This is a genomic window from Francisella marina (genome assembly GCF_008369785.1).
Classification (GTDB): domain Bacteria; phylum Pseudomonadota; class Gammaproteobacteria; order Francisellales; family Francisellaceae; genus Francisella; species Francisella salimarina.
The window spans coordinates 1,334,293-1,349,226 of the sequence record NZ_CP043552.1; the positions used below are offsets into that span (position 1 = coordinate 1,334,293).

Here is a 14,934-nt window from a genome sequence, read left to right on the forward strand (position 1 = left end):
ATATGGTGGAGCCAAGCGGGATCGAACCGCTGACCCCCTGCGTGCAAAGCAGGTGCTCTCCCAGCTGAGCTATGGCCCCAAAAACTGGTGGGTCTGAGTAGACTCGAACTACCGACCTCACCCTTATCAGGGGTGCGCTCTAACCAACTGAGCTACAGACCCGTATTTTACTTACACTAAAATATATTATCTACAAACACTATGCTAAATCACTTGAATATGTAATTAGAGCTTATTTCTATTTTTTCGTATTTCCGTTAAGGAGGTGATCCAGCCGCAGGTTCCCCTACGGCTACCTTGTTACGACTTCACCCCAGTCATGAATCACTCCGTGGTAAACGCCCATTCGTTAAGCTATCTACTTCTGGAGCAACCCACTCCCATGGTGTGACGGGCGGTGTGTACAAGACCCGGGAACGTATTCACCGCAGTATTCTGACCTGCGATTACTAGCGATTCCGACTTCATGCAGTCGAGTTGCAGACTGCAATCCGGACTAAGAGTACCTTTCTGAGTTTCGCTCCAGCTCGCACCTTCGCAGCCCTCTGTAATACCCATTGTAGCACGTGTGTAGCCCTGGTCGTAAGGGCCATGATGACTTGACGTCGTCCCCACCTTCCTCCGCCTTGTCAGCGGCAGTCTCAATAGAGTACCCAACTTAATGATGGTAACTATCAATAGGGGTTGCGCTCGTTGCGGGACTTAACCCAACATTTCACAACACGAGCTGACGACAGCCGTGCAGCACCTGTCACTGCGTTCCCGAAGGCACCAATCTATCTCTAGAAAGTTCGCAGGATGTCAAGACCAGGTAAGGTTCTTCGCGTTGCATCGAATTAAACCACATGCTCCACCGCTTGTGCGGGTCCCCGTCAATTCCTTTGAGTTTTAGCCTTGCGGCCGTAGTCCCCAGGCGGAGTACTTAACGCGTTAGCTGCGCCACTAGATCCTTTACACCGAATCCAACAGCTAGTACTCATCGTTTACAGCGTGGACTACCAGGGTATCTAATCCTGTTTGATCCCCACGCTTTCGTCCCTCAGTGTCAGTATTGGTCCAGAATGTTGCCTTCGCCATTGGTGTTCCTTCTGATCTCTACGCATTTCACCGCTACACCAGAAATTCCCCATTCCTCTACCATACTCTAGTTTGCCAGTATCAAATGCAGTTCCAAGGTTGAGCCCTGGGCTTTCACATCTGACTTAACAAACCACCTACAGACCCTTTACGCCCAGTAATTCCGATTAACGCTCGGACCCCCCGTATTACCGCGGCTGCTGGCACGGAGTTAGCCGGTCCTTATTCTTTGGGTAACGTCCTTCTTATGAGCTATTAACTCATAAGCTTTCCTCCCCAACTAAAGTGCTTTACAACCCTAGAGCCTTCTTCACACACATGGCATTGCTGGATCAGGCTTTCGCCCATTGTCCAATATTCCCCACTGCTGCCTCCCGTAGGAGTTTGGGCCGTGTCTCAGTCCCAATGTGGCTGATCATCCTCTCAAATCAGCTATGGATCGTAGCCTTGGTAGGCCTTTACCCCACCAACAAGCTAATCCAACGCAGGCTCATCCATCTGCGGCAGCACAAAGGCCACCTTTAATCCGCAGATATTATGCGGTATTAACAGTCGTTTCCAACTGGTATCCCCCACAGATGGGCAGATTCCTACGCGTTACTCACCCGTCCGCCACTCGTCAGCAAGAAGCAAGCTTCTCCTGTTACCGTTCGACTTGCATGTGTTAAGCATGCCACCAGCGTTCAATCTGAGCCAGGATCAAACTCTTCAGTTTAATTCTCAAATTCTGACTCTAACTACTGATACTCAAATTCTTTAACAAAGTGTTTGTATATAATATATCTCTTAAATATCTTAGAAGCCTTAGCTCCCAACCGTTAACATCACTCGTCAGCCGGTGAAGACATATAATACGCATCACTCTCACAAAATGCAACTACTTTCTTCAAAAAAATTAAAGTTTTTACAACTTTTTTATTTCAATAGCTATTCCAACCCCAAAAACTACCATCTACATAGCCTTTTAAACCATCTTAAAGCTTATCCACTATGCTTTAGAACAAAAAAATCGCCTCTTCTTTTAAACTTTATTTAATCATTTCTTTTTCAATAAATATACCAAGACCTACTATCCCAACTAACTTGATTACTTTTATATTGATTACACGTATCATTAATTTCAATACTTAATACCTCAGTTCTAGCGGCAACTATATTTAAAAGTTGTTAATATTTTTTGAAATAGATTTATTAACAAGTTTATTTTTCAATATACGGTAATAAATATTAATGTGCTCCTACTAATGTTTATGATATTGAAATGAATCTAATCTACTGTTAAGACACCGCGCCATACTAAATAAAAAAACAGTACTTTGTTTAACTTCATAATACTCAAGTCTATAAAACTGCACACAAAACAACAATAAACTCACATAAGTCCAGATATAGCACTTACACCTTTGATAAATATAACTCTAACAAATCACATGATATTAAAAAACTTGCAGACATAGTTTTGAATCTGAAAATCAATAAGATTGAATTTCAATTAAACTCACATACAAATATACCCCGAACTATTCCTACTTAGATTATTAGCAAATTTAAAAGACTTTTATCCTCATAACTAAACTAAAAAAATCATTTATTAATAAACAGATCTCAGAAACTCACCTTAGAAGCATCCAATATGGTCGATAAAACATAAATTACAAGACATTCTCTATGCACCGGGCACATAAGAAAAAGTAAAATCCAATAAAAGTGATATACAAAAATTTAAGACATAAAAAAAGCGACCTAAGTCGCTTTTTATTTAGTGGTGGGTGCTGAGGGGTTCGAACCCCCGACCCTCGCCTTGTAAGGGCGATGCTCTCCCAGCTGAGCTAAGCACCCGATTTTGAAAAGATCGAAAACTTTTTTGATGGCGGAGAGGAAGAGATTCGAACTCTCGATAGGGTTTAACGCCTATACTCCCTTAGCAGGGGAGCGCCTTCAGCCACTCGGCCACCTCTCCTAAACCATGTGAAAGGATATTATATATACATATAACAATGTGTCAAGAGTACTCCTATCTTTTTTTACATTAACTATTATTTTTACTAATATATTACTAAACAAAATTTTGAAAAAACTTTATAATACAACCATTACTTTAAACATACATAAATTATATAAGTATTTTTATTATGAGAAAAATTCTAGTTACTAATGCACTGCCATATGCAAATGGCGATCTTCATTTAGGCCATATGCTTGGGTATATACAGTCAGACATTTGGGTTAGATTTCAAAAACTACAAGGTAATGAATGTATATTTGTCTGTGGCAGCGATACACACGGCACTCCAATAATGCTTAAAGCTAAAAGCTTAGGTATCACACCAGAAGAACTTGTTGAAAAATACTCAAACAATCACCAAAAAGATTTTTTAAGCTTCGAAATTGAGTTTGATAATTATCATTCAACTCATAGTCAAATAAACAAAGAAATTGTTGAAGATATCTACGGTAAGCTGAATGCTCAAAAACTCATATCAAAAAAAGAAATAGCTCAAGCGTATGATCCTGAAGCAAAGATGTTTTTACCAGACAGATTTGTAAAAGGTACTTGTCCAAAATGTAAGGCTGAAGATCAATACGGGGATAGTTGCGAGGTTTGCGGTGCAACTTATGATCCAACAGAACTAATAAACCCAAAATCAGTAGTATCAGGAAAAGCACCAATACAAAAAAATTCTGAACACTTCTTTTTTGACCTGCCCGCATTAGAAAAAGATATTAAAAATTGGATTGAGTCTAATAAAAGCCTACAACCAGAAGTAGCTAATAAATTAGCAGAATGGTTTGAACAAGGATTACAAAGCTGGGATATATCTCGTGATGCGCCATATTTTGGCTATCCAATCCCTGGCACAAATGAACAGAAGTTCTTCTATGTTTGGTTAGATGCTCCGATGGGCTACATTGCAAGCTTCAAAGATTATTGCAACAAAAGTAATGTTGATTTCAATGAATTTTGGGGAGATAACTCTTGTGAAAGCGAGCTTTATCACTTTATTGGTAAAGATATTATTTATTTCCATGCATTGTTTTGGCCAGCAATACTGTCATCTACAGGCTACAAAACTCCTACAAGTGTCTTCGCAAACGGATTCTTAACCGTAAATGGCAAAAAAATGTCAAAATCTCGCGGCACATTTATCCAAGCCAGAACATATCTTGACAATCTAGAGCCTAGTTACTTAAGGTACTACTTTGCCTCTAGACTAACATCTCGTATAGATGATATAGATTTAAACCTTGAAGAATTTGTCACCAAATCAAATTCAGATATAGTTGGTAAAGTAGTAAACATAGCAAGTCGTTGTGCTGGCTTTATATACAAAAAATTTGATGCAACCTTAGCTAATGAAGTCTTTGATAAAGAGTTGGAAGAAGAGTTTGCTAAAAATCATCACGCAATTACAGATGCTTTTGAGAAAAGAGAATTTGCGCATGCTGTAAGACTAATAATGGCCTTGGCAGATAAAGCAAATCAATTCATAGATCATCATAAGCCATGGCAACTAGCTAAAGAAGAAGATCAAGAGCAAAAAGTCCATCAAGTATGCTCACAAGGAATAAATATGTTCAAAGTTTTAGTCTCATATCTAAAACCTATAATTCCTAGCATTGTTGCAAAAGCAGAAGCTTTTTTAAATATAGAAATTGCAAACTGGAATGATACTCCAACATTCTTAAAGAATCATAAAATCAACAAATTCAAACCACTTGCTAGACGTATAGAAAAAGAAAAAGTAGACAAGATTTTAGAGGATACTAAAAAAATGCTAGAAAAAGAGCAATCACAAAAACAGACAGAGCCTAAAAAAGAAGGGTCTAAACTTGATATAGCTGAAGAATGTACTTTTGATGACTTCATGAAAGTAGACCTTCGTGTAGCTAGAATTGCTGAAGCATCACATGTTGAAGGTGCAGACAAACTACTTAGGCTAATATTAGATCTAGGCGGAGTTACAAAACAAGTATTTGCAGGCATAAAATCAGCCTATAAGCCAGAAGATTTGGTAGGCAAACATACTGTAATGGTAGCAAACTTAGCTCCCAGAAAAATGAAATTTGGAATGTCAGAAGGTATGGTTTTAGCAGCTGGTGATGGCAAAGGAATATACATACTAGAACCGCATGAAGGTGCTCAGCCTGGTATGCGTGTTAAATAAGCTAAGTATTTAGTAATGAAAAAATCCTACTATAATATTTTAATAATTTTTCTATTATTCTTTTTAGCATTATTAAATTATATTGACAGATCTACTCTAAGTATTGCAAATACAGAAATTGCTAATGCTTTTAATATAACACCAACAGAAATGGGAATATTGTTATCAGCATTTATGTGGCCGTATGCTATCGCTAGTCTACCGGCGGGATACATGGTTGATCGTCTTGGTGTAAATAAAGTAATGCTAATAAGTATGGTTGCATGGTCTGTAGCTTGTGTATTAGGAGGCTTAGTAATAGGATTTTATTCAATATTACTAACACGGATATTACTCGGTCTCGCTGAAGCTCCCTTTTTCATAGTCGCTACTAGAATAATACAACACCGTTTTCCAAGTTCTCAAAGGGGACTAATGTCATCAATAGTAGCTCTAGGTCCTAGATTAGCTAACATCCTAGCACCATTAATCCTAGTTGGTTTAATGCTACTGATAGATTGGCGCGGTATGTTTATTTTGTTAGGTATTATCGGATTGCTAGCTGCATTAGGTTGGAAACTTCTACATACAGAAGAAACTATTGAATGTAGACCAACTTACAAAAAGACTCAAAAGGTTTCTATCTCTTATGCACTAAAGAATAAGAATGTAGTTTTTTTATGTATAGGAAATCTATGTTCATCTTACGCTTACTGGTTATTTCTAACATGGTTACCTTTTTATTTTATTAAAGTAAAACACCTAAGCCTTTCTCAAATGAGTATAGCAACATCTATATCTTTTATTTCAGGAATCGCTTCTGTAATGTTAGGTGGTATAGTATCTGACCTTATGATAAAAAAAGGATTTACAGCAGTATTTTCACGATTAACACCTATAATCATCGGATGTCTAGTTGCATCTATAGCAATCTTAGCGCTACCATTTATAGACAACATCTTTATTATTGTCTGTGTTATTAGTGTTACCATTTTCTGTCTTGGTCTAAGAATATCTCCAACATGGGCATTAGTTGCTGATATCTCTCCATATAGTTTAGTAGGAACAATTGGTGGATTACAGAATTTTGCTAATTTTGTTGGTGCTGGACTTGCCCCACTTATTACTGGAATAATACTACAATCAACAAATGATAATTTTATGTTTGTATTTATATTTAGTGGGGTTATTTGTTTATTTGGCTCATTTATATATATGCTTATTCGTAATAGTAGAGTTGAAACCAAACTAATTTAGTACTCTAACGTTTTCACTCTACCTTTGGTTATATTTGTTATTTCTTCTAAGAAGATAGATTTTTCGGATGTACATATCTTGATAACTTTGGATATCAAATTAGAATAGTTCTCCCTTATAATTTGAATATTATAACGATTTAGTAGATTATCAACACTTGCTGTTTCTGAATAGTCATATTCTATTAAAATTTCACTCTGAGGCTCTACATCGATAATTTTAGCTAAAGCCAACCCTTCTTTAGCTGCCTGCCCATACGCTCTAACAAGTCCACCAACACCAAGCTTCGTCCCCCCGAAATATCTTACGACCACAACCAAAACATTTGATATACCAAGACCTTGAATATGTGAGAGTATCGGCTTACCCGCCGAACCATTTGGCTCACCATCATCACTAAATCTAAGCTGATTATTATCTACCAAAGAATATGCCCAGCAATAATGATTAGCTCCGGGATAAATAATCTTTACATTATCTATTGCCTCTAGCACTTCTTCGTGACTAGCTACCTTGTAGACAAAAGATATAAAGCGAGATTTTTTTATTGGTGAAATTTCAAACTCTAAATTTTCAAATATAGTTTTGTAAGAGTTCATATCTAACTATCTTATTAATGTTCAATATCTATGACATTTAAGATTAGAGATCTATTTCTCCGGCACCTTGTCTTAAAATCTGATATGGTAATTCAAGCATTTCCACAACAGTAGTTGACTCATAACCACAATAATCCGACTCTATAACCACATCTATATAATTCATAACTTCATCATCAATAACTGAGCAATCGGTAACAACATGATCTTGCCCAGGTAAAATAAAGCTCCCAATCACTAATGGCTCACCAATTTCTGCTGATATAGCCTGAAGAGCATAATGCTCACTTACCCTTATACCAACTGTATTTTTAGATTTAGTAACCAATAATGATGATACCTTTTTTGTTGCATTTAAAATAAAAGTAAAAGGCCCCGGTGTATATCTTTTTAGAATTCGATAAGCGCTATTATCAACTTTTGCATATTCAGATATTTCTGATAAATCTTTACAAGATAAAGTAAAATTATGTTTTCCGTCTAATTCACGTATTTTGATGATCTTATCTATAGCCTTTTTTGATTTCATCCTACAAGCTAAAGCATATCCTGAATCAGTTGGTACAGCAAGAACACCATCACTATCCAAAATATCAGCTATCTCTTTTAATTCAGTTACATTATTACCATAACTATATAGTTCAATTAATTTCTTCATTATCTTAGCAACAAGAGTTATACTTTTATGACATTATACAACACTTAACAATAATACAAATGAATAAAATGATTAATGATTTGCTGCCAGCAATCGTATTTTTTACAGTTTATAAGGTCTATGATATTTTTTATGCTACTGCTGCATTGATTATAGTTACAGTTGCTCAAGTAATTTGGGAGTATATTGCTCATAGAAAAATTGCTAAAGCACAAATTCTAATAGCTGTACTTGTTGTGGTATTTGGCGGAGCCACTTTATACTTCCATAATGAAGAGTTTATCAAATGGAAAGTTAGCATAATCAACTGGTTAATAGGAATTGGTTTGATAATATCAACATACACAATGAAAGAAACACCAATGCAAAAAATTCTCAAAGAAGCCGTTGAGTTAAAAAGACATAAGTGGAGAGAAATCAACAATATGTGGGGTGCTTACTTTACAGTGCTAGGAACTCTTAACTTATTTGTTGCTTACTTTTTTTCAACGAATATATGGATGAACTTTAAACTTTTTGGCCTTCTTGGCATAACTTTTATTTTCTTAATAATTCAATCTATTTATCTATCAAAACATATAAAAAGATAATCTTAATATTTCATTTGCAATGCAATAATTACCAACTGTATAATTAACCTATTATAACGATATATAAATAACATGAATCAAGAAAGCTTAAACCAAGAACCAAATTCAGCAAATAAAATCTGTACATACAGGAATGTTTTCAGCTGTATTTGCCTGATTGCTATATTAGCTATATTTTTTATTACTGAATTAGCTATATTAGTTGGGATCTTTTTCGTATTTGCTACTTTTTATGTAGCAATAGCAGGATGTGTAGTAGCTTATCTAATATGGTTGGGAGCATTGAGACTTTCAAAATATCTCAAAGAAAAAAAATAATTTTACTCTACTTTGACTAAGCCGGCTGCATAAGTACGCGCACCAATTAAACCAACATCTGTATTCATAATTATATGAACTGGAAAATCTTTCATCATACTAGACATCCTGCCCTTATCTCTAAACTTCTCTAAAAACTTACTTTCTTTGATTTGTTTGATAAGTCTAGGTGCAATACCTCCAGCAATGTACAACCCTCTAAAAGGTAAACTTGATAATGCTAAATTACCTGCCACTGACCCATATATACTTAAAAATATATCTATAGTTCTTAACGCAGAGGGTTCCCTATGATCTATGGCATACTTAACAATAACTGCTGCTTTATCAGAATCTGACACACTAAATAACTCTCTTCTTAGCGATTGGCACTCTGGCTGATCATATAAAGGATTACGTACAACATACTTATATATATTGAAAATACCATAGCCACTGCAAAATCTCTCTGGTGATATACGATGAAAAGTTCTACGCATAAATCTAAAGAGTTGAATTTGCTCATCATCAACTGGTGAAAAGTCAACATGCCCACCTTCAGTTTTGTACACTCTAGGATTATGGTCTTTATCATAACTAACTAGACACATACCTAGACCTGTACCAGCACCGACTACAGCACACAATGTTTCATCATCTTTTTTACCTTCTTGGAGAGTAATAAGATCTTTTTCTCTATCCAAAGACTCTATTCCATAACCTATGGCTTCAAAGTCATTTATAACTTTAACTTTACTTTTATCTATCCCAAGGCCTTCTGAGATATACTGCTCTGAGACTAACCATGGTAAATTTGTTACTTGAACTTCTCCATTTGCGACAAATCCAGCAACAGCAAGACACACAGAATCAATCTGCCCCACCAAATCAACTTCTAGCAAAAACTTATCAACAATATCAGACAAACAATTAAAGTTTGCTCCTTTATACTTCCTGATGGCAATGCTCTGTGTTAAACCATCTTCTAGAAGAGAAACCTCTAACCTAGTATTAGTTCCACCGATATCTCCAGATAATATATACATTATTACACTCCCTATTTAATGGTATCTTGCCAATACAAATACTTGATATTCTGCTATAATGAAATTATATCTTAATATTATAATTTTTAGTTTAAATGTCTAAAGAAAATAAAACAACAGATTTCGGTTTTACAGAAGTACCTTGGGAAGAAAAACAAAAAAAAGTTGCCGGAGTTTTCCACTCAGTAGCGGCTAAGTATGACTTAATGAATGATTTAATGTCTTTTGGTATCCATCGCATCTGGAAAAAACAAACTATTGCAAAGACTGGCATACGCAAAGGAGACAGAGTTCTTGACTTAGCTGGAGGAACTGGTGATTTAGCATATAAATTCTGTCAAATGGTAGGCTCACAAGGTAAAGTGGTTTTGAGTGACATCAACTCATCAATGTTAGAAGTTGGTAAAGAGAAGCTTACCAATAAAGGGTGTGTAGGTAATATTGAATATGTTCAAGCTAATGCTGAATCTCTACCATTTCCTGATAATTATTTTGACTGTATAACAATATCTTTTGGCTTAAGAAATGTCACTGACAAAGCTAAAGCTCTAGCATCAATGTGTAGAGTGTTAAAACCAGGTGGAAGATTACTAGTACTAGAATTCTCAAAACCCATAGTACCTATGCTGTCTAAGGTTTATGATGAGTATTCTTTCAAAGCCTTACCTTTTTTAGGCAAAATCATCACTCAAGATGCTGAAAGTTATAAATATCTCGCTGAATCAATCCGCAAACATCCAGATCAAGAAACACTAAAGCAAATGATGTATGATGCTGGTTTTGATAATGTGGAATATCAGAACATGACTGGTGGAATCGTAGCTTTACATATCGGATATAAGTACTAAGATGATTCAAATAATAGATAGAGCCCTAATATTATTATCTAAACTTGACCCACAAATGAGTAGTTTGCTGCTACCTCTTAATAAAAAAACATTAAGGGTAGAGATTACTGATATTGATTTTTCGGTTACATTAAAAGTCGAAAAATCAAAAATCCATGCTACTGATGAGCATTCTAAAAATGTGCTAAAAGGTAAACTGGCTTATATACTTGAACTGATATTTAACAAAAATCTTCAAGAACTTATAATTGCCAATAAACTTGATTACCAAGGTAGCCTTAAAGACCTAAATGAGTTCAATAAGTTCATAAGTGCTATTGATATTGATTTAGTATATAAGATATCTGAAGTTACTAGCCCGGAATTTGCAGCGATAATAGCGAAACCATTCACTAAAGCGAAACAATATCTTAGAACATCACGCCAAGAAACTATAGTTGATATTAAAGATTTTTTAACTGAAGAAAAAAGAACATTAATATCACAAAATGAGATAAATATTTTTTATCGTCAAGTTCAAGAGCTAAAACAGGCTACTGATAGAATAGAAGCCAAACTAAACTTATTACAGAGCTTATACAATGATTAGAAAATTTCTAAGACTTATATATATTTTTTATATTATAAATAGGTATTGCCTTCTCAATGAACCAATTAGAGCAACTAAAATAAGAAGTCTTAAGCTTATACTTTTAGTAAACCCTTTTTATTACTCTCCAAGAATACGCAAACTAGAGCACGGTGTCAGAATTAGAGAAGCACTAGAGAGACTTGGACCTATATTTATTAAGTTTGGACAAGCGTTATCTGTCCGTGCTGACCTGCTTCCTCCTGAAGTTATAAAAGAGGTATCTAAGCTCCAAGATAACGTGCCTCCTTTTGATAACGATATTGCTGCTCAACAAATTGAAAATGCTGCAAAAAAACCAATAATTAAGATATTCAAAAGTTTTGAAAGCACCCCGCTAGCCTCTGCTTCAGTTGCTCAAGTTCATGGTGCAGTACTTCAAAATGATGAAAAAGTTGTAATTAAAGTATTGCGACCAGGTATAGAGAAAATCCTAAAACTTGATACTTCTTTGATGCTTTTCTTTGCAACACTACTTAGCAAACTAAAAGAAATTAAGCGTTTCAAGCCTGTTGAAATTGTCAAAGAAATTAATCAAAGCTTCTTTGATGAACTTGATCTAGTACGCGAAGCATCTAATGCATCTCAAATACGCAGAAACTTCGAAGGCTCAACCATACATTATGTACCTAAGATATATTGGGAATATACTAGCTCTACAGTAATGGTTATGGAGCGTGTCAGTGGTGTCAGAGTATCTGATATCGAAACTCTCGATGCGCTAGGAGTAGATCGCCGTTTATTAGCACAGCGAGGTGTGGAGATATTCTACTCTCAAGTGTTTGATGACTGCTTCTTCCATGCAGATATGCACCACGGTAACATGTTTATCGATGTCACAAATCCAGCAGATCCAAAATACATATCTATCGACTTTGGTATTGTTGGTACACTTAATCGTGATGACCAGCGTTATCTAGCAGGTAATTTTTTGGCATTTTTTAAACGTGACTATCGCAAAGTGGCTGAACTACACATAGAGTCAGGCTGGGTTCCTAGTGATACGCGTGAAGATGTATTGGAGTCTGCTATCAGAACAGTTTGTGAGCCAATTTTTGAAAAACCTATGAAAGAAATTTCACTAGGCTATACTTTGATGCAGCTATTTGCTGTTGCTCGTCGTTTCAACATGAATATACAACCTCAACTTACATTGTTGCAGAAAACTCTATTTCATGTTGAAGGTCTTGGACAAAAACTATGTCCAGAACTTAATATATGGGAAACATCTCGTCCAATATTAGAGAAATGGATGAAAGAACAAATGGGATTAAGAGGTTTTTATCATCGTTCGCTAGAGAATATGCCTAGAGTTAGTGATAGACTACCAGAACTGCCACGTATGGTATTTGATATATTACAACATACGCAGATGAATTTAAAAACCACGCCATCACACCAAGTTAGTAAAGCTAAAGAACCTAAGAAAAAGCATCGATTTGCATTGGGTGCAAGTGTTTTATTAATATCTACAGGCGCTATAGCAAATATAACTAAAGATACTAGCTCTCTGACTAAATTGCAGGATTTAATCACTACTCATAGTACAACCATATTGATAGCAGGTGTTGTTTGCTTGGCTTATTATATTTTCAAAAAGGAGAAATAAATGTCTGATTGTATTTTTTGTAAGATTATCACAGGCGAGATTCCATCAAAGAAAGTTTATGAAGATCAAAATGTTTTTGCTTTTCATGATATCAATCCAGCTGCTGATACTCATGTTTTAGTTATTCCAAAGAAACATATAGCTAGCCTGAATAAGCTAACTGAAGAAGATGAAGAGCTTATGGGTAAATTTATGTTAAGTATACCAAAGGTTGCTAAACTACTTGGCTTAAAAGGTTTTAAAACTGTTTTTAATACTGGTAAAGAAGGTGGACAGATGGTTTTTCATATTCATGCTCATATACTAGGTGGTAGAATTAAACTAAAACTTCCTGAGTAAGCCTTACTCGGCTAATATCATCACTGGTGGTGGGAATGAGCTACTTGAGAAACTATTTAGCTCATGTAAACCACTAGCAAAGCTCACATTTATTAAACCCATAACTGAAACCACTAATAATACTAATTTTTTCATTTTGATACCTTTTCATATAATCTTTTAATTTGTTGATAGTATTATTACAAAATTATATACGATTGTTAAATATATTGATTTTATCATATTCATAACATTTTCTTATAGCAAATAATTCATCAGAAAGAAAAATGTCATTCTACGACTTGATCGTAGAATCCAAGTTTAAAACCCATAATAAGTGGATCCTAGGTCAAGCCATAGGATAACAAAACGGCTTCAAAAGTTATTCGGATTAGCTACATTGCAGACTTCTTATTCTGGACGCACGAGAGTAACTATAGATATTTTATCAATTTGGCTACCTTCTGATATAGTTCCTATAAATTCTCTAATCGTTGCCCCTGTTGTCAAAACATCATCAAATATCAATAAATGCTTAGCTACAATAGGTTGATTAAGCTGGAATACTCCCTTTATCTGTGAAGCTCTTTTTTGCTTGGATGATTTAGCTTGTGACTTTGTATATTTCGTACGTGAGCAATTTGAAAACACTGTTCTAATATCAGCATATTCTGCTAATTCACTAGCAAGTAGCTCAGACTGATTAAATCCTCTATAGACATATCTAAGTCTATGTATGGGCACTGTAGCAATGGCATCAACATCAGCGAAGTATTTATCGCCCATCTTATCCCACCATTTCTGCATAAGCTTACTGAACACCCGCATTACTAACAAATCTTTTTGAAACTTAAGCTTTTGTAATAAATATCTAACTTCTGTTGTGTAACTAAGTAGGTGATAATAATCATACTCAATATCAAAATCTAACTTGTACTGCTGTGTATTCAAGTCTTCTTCTAGATTATGTAAACAGTAATTACAAACTATATCTTCTGCTGACTGTCTACATAATAAACAATTCTGAATAGAGAGTATTTGCAGTATTTTTGTTATAATCTTCATACAAATATGTTATTGCGATCACTTATGTTTAATTATAATCTCTTCTTAAATAGAATATCCAACAGAAAGTTATATCGACAATCTTTTATTAAAAATGAGATAGCTCATAGGCTACTCAAAAGACTTGACTTCATAAAGCTTAATCCATCAGATATCTTGGTAACTGGGTATTGTGATGATGATTATTTAAACAGTTTACAAAGTCGCTTTCCTAATACAAGAATACATAAAAACCAAGATCAAATCCAATCTTTCGATATAATTATATCAAATAGTATTATCCATCTAACCGATAATTTAGCTCAAGAATTAGATGACTACTATGAGCTACTAAATGATGATGGTATCCTTTTATTTTCGACCTTTGGCGATAAATCTTTTGCTACCATGAAAAAAGCTTTTGCAACTATTAGTAAGTCAAAGCATACAAATGATATGATAGATCTTCTAACATGGGGCAATACCCTACAAACTAGTAGATACAAAACTCCTGCTATCGAATCAGATCTTATTACATTTACTTATGAGAACACTAATACTGTCTTTGAAGATATTAGACATCTCAATGAGCCTCTAGCAGATACAAATATGCATACTTGTTTGACTGGTAAAAATATGTGGAATACTTTTATTAAAAAATTTAAGCAAAATCTACAATTAGAAATAGAAGCTCTATACGGTTATGCGGTTCGCAAGAATGAAGATAATAATATAACCCCACGCGCAAATCCTAATAGAATAAGCCTAGACGAGCTTAAAAAACAAATAATGGAGTTTAAAAAGAATTAATAGTTTTT

General features: G+C 35.0%; 14 protein-coding genes, 4 tRNA genes and 1 rRNA gene. 9 read left to right on the plus strand and 10 right to left on the minus strand.

The annotated features are described in order from the left end of the window. Window positions 1-3: 3 nt before the first annotated feature. From F0R75_RS06500 to F0R75_RS06520, 5 genes are all read right to left on the minus strand, one after another. A tRNA-Ala gene (locus F0R75_RS06500) sits at window positions 4-79 on the minus strand. A 6-nt stretch (window positions 80-85) separates the two neighbouring features. Then, window positions 86-162, minus strand: a tRNA-Ile gene (locus tag F0R75_RS06505). A 96-nt stretch (window positions 163-258) separates the two neighbouring features. After that, window positions 259-1,792: ribosomal RNA gene (locus F0R75_RS06510) — 16S ribosomal RNA — on the minus strand. Between the two features lie 1,048 nt (window positions 1,793-2,840). Next, window positions 2,841-2,916: transfer RNA gene (locus F0R75_RS06515), tRNA-Val, on the minus strand. Window positions 2,917-2,945: 29 nt separating this feature from the next. Beyond that, window positions 2,946-3,037 (minus strand) — tRNA-Ser (locus F0R75_RS06520). A gap of 172 nt (window positions 3,038-3,209) precedes the next feature. On the opposite strand from F0R75_RS06520, the gene metG reads away from it, so the two are divergent. Together metG and F0R75_RS06530 are read left to right on the plus strand one after the other, a co-directional pair. Beyond that, a complete protein-coding gene (metG, locus tag F0R75_RS06525) occupies window positions 3,210-5,243 on the plus strand; it encodes a methionine--tRNA ligase (RefSeq protein WP_149367902.1) in 2,034 nt (677 codons plus the stop codon). Between the two features lie 15 nt (window positions 5,244-5,258). After that, complete coding sequence (locus tag F0R75_RS06530) at window positions 5,259-6,479, plus strand: MFS transporter (RefSeq protein ID WP_013922253.1); 1,221 nt, start codon at window positions 5,259-5,261, stop codon at window positions 6,477-6,479. On the opposite strand, the gene F0R75_RS06535 is transcribed toward F0R75_RS06530, so the two are convergent. Next, window positions 6,476-7,078 carry a YigZ family protein gene (locus tag F0R75_RS06535; protein ID WP_149367901.1) on the minus strand — a complete coding sequence of 201 codons (603 nt, stop codon included), beginning with the start codon at window positions 7,076-7,078 and terminating at the stop codon, window positions 6,476-6,478. The genes F0R75_RS06530 and F0R75_RS06535 overlap by 4 nt on opposite strands. 43 nt (window positions 7,079-7,121) lie before the next feature. Then, entirely contained in the window at window positions 7,122-7,736 is a 615-nt protein-coding gene (locus F0R75_RS06540) for an L-threonylcarbamoyladenylate synthase (RefSeq protein WP_149377243.1), read from the minus strand. Window positions 7,737-7,795: 59 nt separating this feature from the next. Between F0R75_RS06540 and F0R75_RS06545 the strand changes: the two genes are divergently transcribed. Together F0R75_RS06545 and F0R75_RS06550 are read left to right on the plus strand one after the other, a co-directional pair. Further along, window positions 7,796-8,326, plus strand: coding sequence for a septation protein A (locus tag F0R75_RS06545; protein WP_146421882.1), 531 nt, complete (start codon window positions 7,796-7,798; stop codon window positions 8,324-8,326). Window positions 8,327-8,398: 72 nt separating this feature from the next. Continuing rightward, on the plus strand, window positions 8,399-8,644 hold the full coding sequence (locus F0R75_RS06550; RefSeq protein WP_149367899.1) for a hypothetical protein: 246 nt from the start codon (window positions 8,399-8,401) through the stop codon (window positions 8,642-8,644). Window positions 8,645-8,646: 2 nt separating this feature from the next. Here F0R75_RS06550 and glk read toward each other — a convergent pair whose 3' ends face one another. Then, window positions 8,647-9,669, minus strand: coding sequence for a glucokinase (gene glk, locus F0R75_RS06555; RefSeq protein ID WP_149367898.1), 1,023 nt, complete (start codon window positions 9,667-9,669; stop codon window positions 8,647-8,649). A 95-nt stretch (window positions 9,670-9,764) separates the two neighbouring features. Between glk and ubiE the strand changes: the two genes are divergently transcribed. Genes ubiE through F0R75_RS06575 form a run of 4 tightly spaced genes read left to right on the plus strand, consistent with a single transcriptional unit; the run spans window position 9,765 to window position 13,093 of the window. Continuing rightward, window positions 9,765-10,517 carry a bifunctional demethylmenaquinone methyltransferase/2-methoxy-6-polyprenyl-1,4-benzoquinol methylase UbiE gene (gene ubiE / locus F0R75_RS06560; RefSeq protein WP_013922247.1) on the plus strand — a complete coding sequence of 251 codons (753 nt, stop codon included), beginning with the start codon at window positions 9,765-9,767 and terminating at the stop codon, window positions 10,515-10,517. Between the two features lies 1 nt (window position 10,518). Then, complete coding sequence (locus F0R75_RS06565) at window positions 10,519-11,106, plus strand: ubiquinone biosynthesis accessory factor UbiJ (protein ID WP_149367897.1); 588 nt, start codon at window positions 10,519-10,521, stop codon at window positions 11,104-11,106. Then, window positions 11,099-12,754 (plus strand): ubiquinone biosynthesis regulatory protein kinase UbiB, encoded by a 1,656-nt coding sequence (gene ubiB, locus F0R75_RS06570; RefSeq protein ID WP_149377244.1) that lies wholly within the window; start codon window positions 11,099-11,101, stop codon window positions 12,752-12,754. The genes F0R75_RS06565 and ubiB overlap by 8 nt, the downstream gene beginning before the upstream one ends. Next, the gene (locus F0R75_RS06575) at window positions 12,755-13,093 is read left to right on the plus strand and encodes a histidine triad nucleotide-binding protein (RefSeq protein ID WP_149367895.1); all 339 of its coding nucleotides are present in this window, start codon (window positions 12,755-12,757) and stop codon (window positions 13,091-13,093) included. Window positions 13,094-13,096: 3 nt separating this feature from the next. Here the strand turns inward: F0R75_RS06575 and F0R75_RS10295 are convergent, their stop codons facing one another. Together F0R75_RS10295 and F0R75_RS06580 are read right to left on the minus strand one after the other, a co-directional pair. Further along, the gene (locus F0R75_RS10295; RefSeq protein WP_013922244.1) at window positions 13,097-13,228 is read right to left on the minus strand and encodes a hypothetical protein; all 132 of its coding nucleotides are present in this window, start codon (window positions 13,226-13,228) and stop codon (window positions 13,097-13,099) included. Window positions 13,229-13,483: 255 nt separating this feature from the next. Beyond that, window positions 13,484-14,137 (minus strand): ComF family protein, encoded by a 654-nt coding sequence (locus tag F0R75_RS06580; protein ID WP_149367894.1) that lies wholly within the window; start codon window positions 14,135-14,137, stop codon window positions 13,484-13,486. A gap of 24 nt (window positions 14,138-14,161) precedes the next feature. On the opposite strand from F0R75_RS06580, the gene F0R75_RS06585 reads away from it, so the two are divergent. After that, a complete protein-coding gene (locus F0R75_RS06585) occupies window positions 14,162-14,926 on the plus strand; it encodes a methyltransferase domain-containing protein (RefSeq protein WP_187985994.1) in 765 nt (254 codons plus the stop codon). Window positions 14,927-14,934 lie beyond the last annotated feature (8 nt).

Excerpts from the sequence above, each read along its gene's own strand:
- F0R75_RS06540 (WP_149377243.1), bottom strand. The coding sequence starts at position 7,736 with ATGAAGAAATTAATTGAACTATATAGTTATGGTAATAATGTAACTGAA.
- ubiB (WP_149377244.1), top strand. The coding sequence starts at position 11,099 with ATGATTAGAAAATTTCTAAGACTTATATATATTTTTTATATTATAAAT.
- F0R75_RS06545 (WP_146421882.1), top strand. The coding sequence starts at position 7,796 with ATGAATAAAATGATTAATGATTTGCTGCCAGCAATCGTATTTTTTACA.
- ubiE (WP_013922247.1), top strand. The coding sequence starts at position 9,765 with ATGTCTAAAGAAAATAAAACAACAGATTTCGGTTTTACAGAAGTACCT.
- glk (WP_149367898.1), bottom strand. The coding sequence starts at position 9,669 with ATGTATATATTATCTGGAGATATCGGTGGAACTAATACTAGGTTAGAG.
- metG (WP_149367902.1), top strand. The coding sequence starts at position 3,210 with ATGAGAAAAATTCTAGTTACTAATGCACTGCCATATGCAAATGGCGAT.
- F0R75_RS06565 (WP_149367897.1), top strand. The coding sequence starts at position 10,519 with ATGATTCAAATAATAGATAGAGCCCTAATATTATTATCTAAACTTGAC.
- F0R75_RS06530 (WP_013922253.1), top strand. The coding sequence starts at position 5,259 with ATGAAAAAATCCTACTATAATATTTTAATAATTTTTCTATTATTCTTT.
- F0R75_RS06550 (WP_149367899.1), top strand. The coding sequence starts at position 8,399 with ATGAATCAAGAAAGCTTAAACCAAGAACCAAATTCAGCAAATAAAATC.
- F0R75_RS10295 (WP_013922244.1), bottom strand. The coding sequence starts at position 13,228 with ATGAAAAAATTAGTATTATTAGTGGTTTCAGTTATGGGTTTAATAAAT.
- F0R75_RS06585 (WP_187985994.1), top strand. The coding sequence starts at position 14,162 with ATGTTTAATTATAATCTCTTCTTAAATAGAATATCCAACAGAAAGTTA.
- F0R75_RS06575 (WP_149367895.1), top strand. The coding sequence starts at position 12,755 with ATGTCTGATTGTATTTTTTGTAAGATTATCACAGGCGAGATTCCATCA.
- F0R75_RS06535 (WP_149367901.1), bottom strand. The coding sequence starts at position 7,078 with ATGAACTCTTACAAAACTATATTTGAAAATTTAGAGTTTGAAATTTCA.
- F0R75_RS06580 (WP_149367894.1), bottom strand. The coding sequence starts at position 14,137 with ATGAAGATTATAACAAAAATACTGCAAATACTCTCTATTCAGAATTGT.